Here is a 6,740-nt window from a genome sequence, read left to right as displayed (position 1 = left end):
GCTTGAGCCACTTCTACTTGATTAAGGCTGGTACCGTCACCAAACTGCTTGAATACCCACAACTGACTGCGCAACAAGTCAACACAAAGTTGCAGTTCGATAATTTGGTCCAACTCGACTTTAGTCGCTTTCTGTTGCTCATTAATCTTAAAAAACGAAACCACGATAAACAAAGTCAAAATCATGGTCGTTGTCGATAAGATAAACATCTTTTTGAACAGAGAGTCGAGCATAAGTCAGTCCCTTAATGCAACAGCTTGTTGATAGGGATAAGTGTAGAAAATCTGCCTAAAGTCTGGGGGTGAACCTTGCACCAACTCATTTTCTATCGCCCAACGGGACTGGAGTTGAAGATTAGATAGCAGAGAGTTACCAAGCGATAGTCTAAACAAGTAGTCTTCCCAAGACCATTTCACTTGATTAAGAGGGATGTCCAGACGTTGAGCGACTAAACTTATTGAACGCTTAGGATGCGCATTAATCCACTCAATCGCCATATCCAGCGCTCGTAACAGCCGGACAGGCTCATCACCGACAAACTCTAGATAAGGAGAACGGGTGATTAAGTTAAACGAGAGCTGATAAACTCCTTTCGTACCTAGATTGGATATGTCAGCCACAGAGAGAAGATCAGCCTCATATCCCATTGGCTCCCATGCCGATATCGCGTCAACTCGAAAAGAGAGTAGCGCAGGAACCATTTCATGAGGTGACAAATAGACTTTTTCAATCGCATTTTTTTCTGCCCGCTGACTAAGCAATACAGAGTCAAGATAAAATTCACTCGCAGTGCCTTTAATAACCCCCACTTTCTTGCCAACCAAATCCAAAACTGTTCGTATATGATTCGGTTTAAGCGTTAGCAGTTTCAAGTCGTTGTCAGATTCAACAAAGCTAACGAGCAGCGAAAGGTCATCTCGCTCAAAGCTCTGGAACATTAACACAGACTCCGAGGCTGTGGCGTAATCAACGGTACGGTCAATCATTAGCTGAGTGCAAGCTGCGCCACTAGAACAGGGGTATAGGGTAATATCTAGACCAAGCTGCTTGAATATCCCCAGTTGGTCCGCAACAAAGAAAGGCGAAGAGAGTGGAGTTAGTGACACAGCGATTTTTATCTGCGAAGAAGAAGTAGTCTGCTTGGGGCTGAGATCAAGAATAGCGTTGGTAGCAACGCCACAAACAAGCAACACAGAGAAAGCTAAAGCCAGTTTTTTAGGTGCAAAAAACCGCATAATCAAACAACGCCCAAATAAGAAACTTAACACATATAAACGTAGCGCATAGAAATATTATTTGGCACAGACCGACACGGTTTTATGCACTATTGACGTTTGTGCATCGAGAAATCTGGCATCGATCACACAATCCAAGCAATTCAATCGTAAAGCGCGACATTAAAACATCAGTTATTGTGTTCGATTTTTACAATCAGGATAAAGATCACTCATACAGGTACGGTGGAAGCTAAACACACCTCTCGATTAGCTATTGTTAACGATGGAGCATTGCAGTAACTTATCGAAATCTAAACCAAAGCGAGTAAAAAGTTGTACCAAGAGATCTATATTGCTGGAGGCTGTCTGTGGGGAGTTCAAGAATTTTTCAAACATATACCTGGTGTGATCAGTACCGAAGCAGGCCGAGCAAACGGCACTAGTAACACCACGGCCAGTGACTATGATGGCTATGCTGAGTGCGTTCGGACAGTATTCGATCCCACACGGGTTTCAGTGGAAGGGTTAGTTTCTTATCTATTTGAAATCATTGATCCATACAGCATCAACCAACAGGGACCGGACATTGGTGAGAAGTATCGGACCGGCATTTATAGTGAGTGTGACCAACACTTAGCAGCCGCACGTCGTTATATTGATCAACGTGATGATCGAAATAGCATCACACTAGAGATTAATTCAACAAGTCATAGGGATTCTTTTTCCTGTTTTTGCTTTGATTGCTGTTGGCTACTCGGTAGGCCGTTGGCTGAAACCTGACTTCAAACCGATTAATCGCGTCAACATGGAAGCCTTTGTTCCCGCACTGGTGTTTTCTTCGTTGGTGGCTATGCCGCTTAATACAGAGCAGACCCCCTTACTCACCGCGTCGTTTATCGCAGTTCTGTTGCCCGGTCTAATCATGTTGCCTGTTTGCCGACTTTTTAAGCTTCAGTACAAGGCTTGGGCACCACCGCATATGTTCCGTAACAGTGGTAACCTAGCCATTCCGCTGTTTACATACACGTTTGGCGACTCTGCATTGGCTCCAGCTGTGCTGCTTTTTGTCGTATCAGCTTGTCTGCATATCAGTGTCGGGCTCGCTCTACTCAGTGAAGGGAATCCGTTCAAACAGATCATAAAAATGCCGATATTCATTGCCGCCAGCAGCGCGTTGGTTTTAAACCTTTCCGGCGTGACCGTTTGGCAACCGTTGTACGAAGCGACCACTCTGCTTGGTCAAGCAGCGGTACCTGTCATGTTGCTGTCATTAGGTGCGCAAATGTGCAACATTCGCCTAAGCGGACTTAAGGTAGGAATAATGTGTACACTGCAATCTTTAGCCACTGGTGCCGTTGCGTTTGCGGTGATCTACTTTTTTATCCCATTACCAAAAATGGAACTTCAGATGATGGTCTTATTTACGATGCTGCCACCAGCAGTGATGAACTATCTCTTTGCAGAGCAGTTCAATATCGATCCGAACAAGGTCGCGTCTATGGTTCTGTTCAGTAACTTCTTTACCATTTTGACCTTACCTCTACTGCTCGGGTTCGCTCTCTCGTTGTAGCCAATCCTCAGGGTTAGTCAGCAAGGTTTTGCCGGCGAAAGTCTCGGCCCGTATGTCTTGCGGGTTGTAAATAGCGCAAGACTCCATAGACAGACAACCACAACCGATACAGCCACCAAGGTCATCTTGCAACGCTTTTAACTGCAAGATTCTATGCTCTAACATCGCTTTCCAGCCAGAAGCCATCCGATCCCACTGTTCTCGATTTGGCGCATGATGTTTAGGTAAATGTTGCAGGGATTCCACTATCTCTTCCAATGTTAGCCCAACCTCTTGAGCCGCTTTGATCACTGCGATTCGTCTTAACACGCTACGATGGTAACGCCTCTGGTTACCCTGATTGCGCCAACTATGTATCAATCCTTTCTGCTCATAGAAGTGAAGCGCAGAGACCTTCACCCCTGCCCGTTTTGCAACTTCTCCGACGCTCATTTCCATATAAACCTCCAAATTAATTAAACAAAGCGCTTTACCTCAAGTTAGCTTGAGGTTTTAGAGTAGCACTAAGTTGGCAACGATACATAAGGAAAACTCAATGAACCTACTCGCAAAAAGCAGAACCTTACCTTATCTTTCTGGGCGTTTTTTTGATGGTATTTCATCTGGCTTATTCATGATGGCTCTTCCTTGGGTCATGCTTGAATCAGATAACATGGGAACCTTTGTCGCTCTTATCGCACTCGCCTGCACCGTAACCTCGTTTGTCCTTACCCCTTTTTTCTCAACTCTGATCGACAGACACTCGCGCAAGTCACTACTTGTTTTAGTCCAGCTGATTCAGTCAGCAACTGCTATGGTTGTGTTCTTGGCTTATTGGTGGTCTGACGGCTCACATTGGTTACTCGCCACAGCACAACTTGTATTCTGGGTTACGAGTAATCTAGCTTGGACAACCAACAATGCCTTTACTCAAGAAAACTACGATCTACATGAATACGCGTCTATCTCAGGCAAGCAAGAAATCGTTATGCAAGGCACCACCCTCGGAGCAGGTGCATTAGGCGTCATATTGCTTCAAGCATGGGGAATGCTTGAGTTCGCAGCTTTTGCGGCTAGCGCTTCAGTCATCGCCGCGCTTAGCTATATAGTAACGCCCTATCGGAGACAATTACATAGCTCGCACAAGGTTCCTTTTCTTGAGCAGATGAAAGAGAGTAAGAGTATTTTTACTAAGCAGCCCCGCTTCTATGCTTTTGTTATGCTCTCTTGCCTTTCCTATCCAATACTGACATTTTTGGGCAAGTTAGTTCCGATTTGGTTTGCAGAAAATGGGATTTCAGGCGATTGGTATGCAGGTTATAACATTAGCTTTGGTTTAGGTTCACTACTCACAGGACTATTACTTAGCAAGCTATTATCATTAACCTCACACCAAACAACCATGCAGTACTCGATGGCAGTGGTGGCACTCACCTTAGTTGGCATGAGTTTCTCGCACCACCCTAGCTATATCTTGCTATTTACGCTGTTTTTCGGCTTCTTTAACGCGTTAAATCGCATCGCACGTACCAATTGGATGCATCACACCGTTGAGGTCAATCAACGTGGACGAGTGGATGGAGGGCTTGCCATGTTTTCGACTTCAGTGCAAAGCATTAGCTATGTTGTCATCGCAGCTTTGGCTCGCTTTGACGCAACTCAATATGGTTTTATCCTCGCTGCCGCCGCTATGTTTGTCGCAGTAGCTGCAATGATTAGGTTAAATACAAAAGACGAACTAAATCTGTTGATGGCATCTTAGACTTACCCCATACAGAGTGGTCGTTAAACGACGACCACTTCAACATCCACAAACGGATATTTATTGGCTAGCGCTTTGGTAAGTTGGCCTTTTTGCTCTCAACCATATTTTTTCATCATACTGTTGTCGTTGGTCTAAAGAAACGCCCATTCACTTGAAAACTTTAACTAGTTACTAAGGCGTCTTACTTCGCTTGCTTTAAGACTGTTCGCAGTTTGTCCTAACAGGAATTAATCAAGTTTGAATCGAACCACGATCTCGGTCAGTTTTTGGTTCATATCAGAGATGGTTTGCGCCTCTTCAAGTGCTTGTTGACCATTGCTATCCAACTCGCCAACAATGTCATTGATCGCAGACATATTGCGGCTAAGTTCTTGCGTTACGCTACTCTGCTCCTCTGCCGCTGTCGCAATTTGAGTGCTCAAATCATTGATATCAGTAACAAACTGAGTCATTACATCTAGGCTTTCAGCCACCTGGCCTGCCCCCTCGGCAGTCTGAGCACATTTTTGTTTCGTTGACTCCATAGAGTCAACAACCGACTGACTTCCACGCGACAAACTCGCCAAGGCAGCTTCAATCTCTTCAGTACTAGTTTTGGTGCGACTTGCCAGATTTCGCACTTCATCAGCCACGACGGCAAACCCCCTCCCTTGCTCACCAGCCCGAGCAGCCTCAATCGCAGCATTCAGTGCAAGCAAGTTGGTTTGCTCTGCAATATCTCCAATTACGCCTAAAATGGTGTTGATTCCGTCGGTCTCTGAAGCCATTTGGTTTACATTTTCCGAGGCTGTACTCACATCATCAACTAGCTCTTGAACATTATTCTGAGCTTGAGTCACGGTTCGTTTAGAATTCGAGCTTGCTTCGTTGGCTTTATGAGTGAGCTCTGCAGTATTAGCAGCATCAGTTGCCATCGATTCCGCTGTCGAATTCATCTCTTCGATCGCGGTAACCACTTGTTCCGTCTCTTGAACATGGTTCTGCAAAATAACGCTATTACGCTGGCTTTGATCCTTCATCCGATCAACGTTCTCATTTAAGTGATTAGTCACTTGCCTTATCTCAACCATCATCGCCTGCAAGCTGGCAATGAATGCATTCACGCCCTCGGATATTTGCCCAAGATCATCGTTGGTTTTCACTTCGATTCGCTGCGTTAAATCGCCATTACCCTGACTCAGTCCTAAGATCATCTCTTTAAGCACTAAGATCGGGCGATACAGAACATTCAATATTAACAGTGCCAATATAACACTGACCACAGTAGCGATAATCGCGGTAGTAATGGCCGCGTGCTTCGCTGAAGATAAATCAGAAAACACTACATTTTTCTCTAACCCAACCACAAAGTACCAATTTTTGCTGGCGATATTAATTTGGTGGGAGAAGAATAGTTTGTCTATATCCCCTTGCTTGCTATCGAAAACCGCATCTTTGACTCCGAGAGATTGCTTCGCCACATTGGACAACCAAGGATATTTATCCGCACGCTCCCCCGCTTTAATGTCAGGCATCGACGACGCCAGCACTGTATTGTCATGATTAATGATCATTGCTATCGCCCCGGGAATTTCGTTGGCGTTTTTAACGATCTGATTAAGGAAACCAAGCTGCATATCAACTGAAATCATACCACTGTATGTTTTACGAACGATCGACACCCAATAAGTATCACCATCACTGCTCAAATAAGGTTCCGTCATGTCTGCTGAAGGGCTTTGCCTACCGAGCTGGTACCAACTTCGAGTAGTCACATCACCATCGTACTTATTGTTTGGCCAAGTTCTTGCGCTTTGGTTCCAATAGCCATCACCGTTGGTAAATGCCACAACCGAACTGTTTAAATTCATTGCTCCCGCGATGATGTGCGTAAGTTGAATAAAGTCTTTTTCTTCCCCTACAATGGGCTTGTCTTCCCACTGCTTACCGAGTTTATTCAAGCCTTCCACTTTCTCACTGAGCTTATCTTCAATCTGCTCCGCTTCACTCTCTACAAACTCTTGATAACTATTGGTAATCATCTCAACCAAAGTTTCTTTCTGCTGACTGTAAGCGACATAACTCGAAATCGAAACAGAAAAAACAACCAAAGTTATGATGGATATAAGTAAGAGTTTTCTGAAACCCAAGTTTCTCATCACAACACGTCCTTATTTTATTATTCATCGTATAGCTCTTAGTTCGAAAAGACCAAAAGCCAGTGTTAAAT

6 protein-coding genes and 1 pseudogene are annotated in these 6,740 nt (G+C 44.6%); 3 read left to right on the top strand and 4 right to left on the bottom strand.

Features of this window, described 5'->3' with window-relative positions; all coding sequences use genetic code 11:
- Both QTO00_RS15040 and QTO00_RS15035 read right to left on the bottom strand, forming a co-directional pair.
- Nucleotides 1–233: pseudogene (locus QTO00_RS15040) on the bottom strand (GGDEF domain-containing protein); the annotation flags it as partial.
- 3 nt (nt 234–236) lie between these two features.
- A complete protein-coding gene (locus QTO00_RS15035) occupies nt 237–1,235 on the bottom strand; it encodes an ABC transporter substrate-binding protein (RefSeq protein WP_331425514.1) in 999 nt (332 codons plus the stop codon).
- Nucleotides 1,236–1,550: 315 nt separating this feature from the next.
- Here QTO00_RS15035 and QTO00_RS15030 point away from each other — a divergent pair, with 315 nt between their 5' ends.
- Both QTO00_RS15030 and QTO00_RS15025 read left to right on the top strand, forming a co-directional pair.
- Complete coding sequence (locus tag QTO00_RS15030; protein ID WP_331425513.1) at nt 1,551–1,997, top strand: peptide-methionine (S)-S-oxide reductase; 447 nt, start codon at nt 1,551–1,553, stop codon at nt 1,995–1,997.
- A complete protein-coding gene (locus QTO00_RS15025) occupies nt 1,915–2,787 on the top strand; it encodes an AEC family transporter (RefSeq protein WP_331425515.1) in 873 nt (290 codons plus the stop codon). The genes QTO00_RS15030 and QTO00_RS15025 overlap by 83 nt, the downstream gene beginning before the upstream one ends.
- On the opposite strand, the gene soxR is transcribed toward QTO00_RS15025, so the two are convergent.
- Nucleotides 2,758–3,225 carry a redox-sensitive transcriptional activator SoxR gene (gene soxR / locus QTO00_RS15020; protein ID WP_331425512.1) on the bottom strand — a complete coding sequence of 156 codons (468 nt, stop codon included), beginning with the start codon at nt 3,223–3,225 and terminating at the stop codon, nt 2,758–2,760. The two genes, QTO00_RS15025 and soxR, sit on opposite strands and share 30 nt — an antisense overlap.
- 97 nt (nt 3,226–3,322) lie before the next feature.
- Between soxR and QTO00_RS15015 the strand changes: the two genes are divergently transcribed.
- Nucleotides 3,323–4,528 carry an MFS transporter gene (locus tag QTO00_RS15015; protein WP_331425511.1) on the top strand — a complete coding sequence of 402 codons (1,206 nt, stop codon included), beginning with the start codon at nt 3,323–3,325 and terminating at the stop codon, nt 4,526–4,528.
- Between the two features lie 230 nt (nt 4,529–4,758).
- Here the strand turns inward: QTO00_RS15015 and QTO00_RS15010 are convergent, their stop codons facing one another.
- A complete protein-coding gene (locus QTO00_RS15010; protein WP_331425510.1) occupies nt 4,759–6,669 on the bottom strand; it encodes a methyl-accepting chemotaxis protein in 1,911 nt (636 codons plus the stop codon).
- Nucleotides 6,670–6,740 lie beyond the last annotated feature (71 nt).

Origin of the sequence: Vibrio sp. M260118 (assembly GCF_036533755.1) — a bacterium.
GTDB lineage: Bacteria > Pseudomonadota > Gammaproteobacteria > Enterobacterales > Vibrionaceae > Vibrio.
The sequence above is the reverse complement of the archived record's forward strand: the minus strand, read 5'-3'. Positions and strand labels throughout refer to the sequence as shown.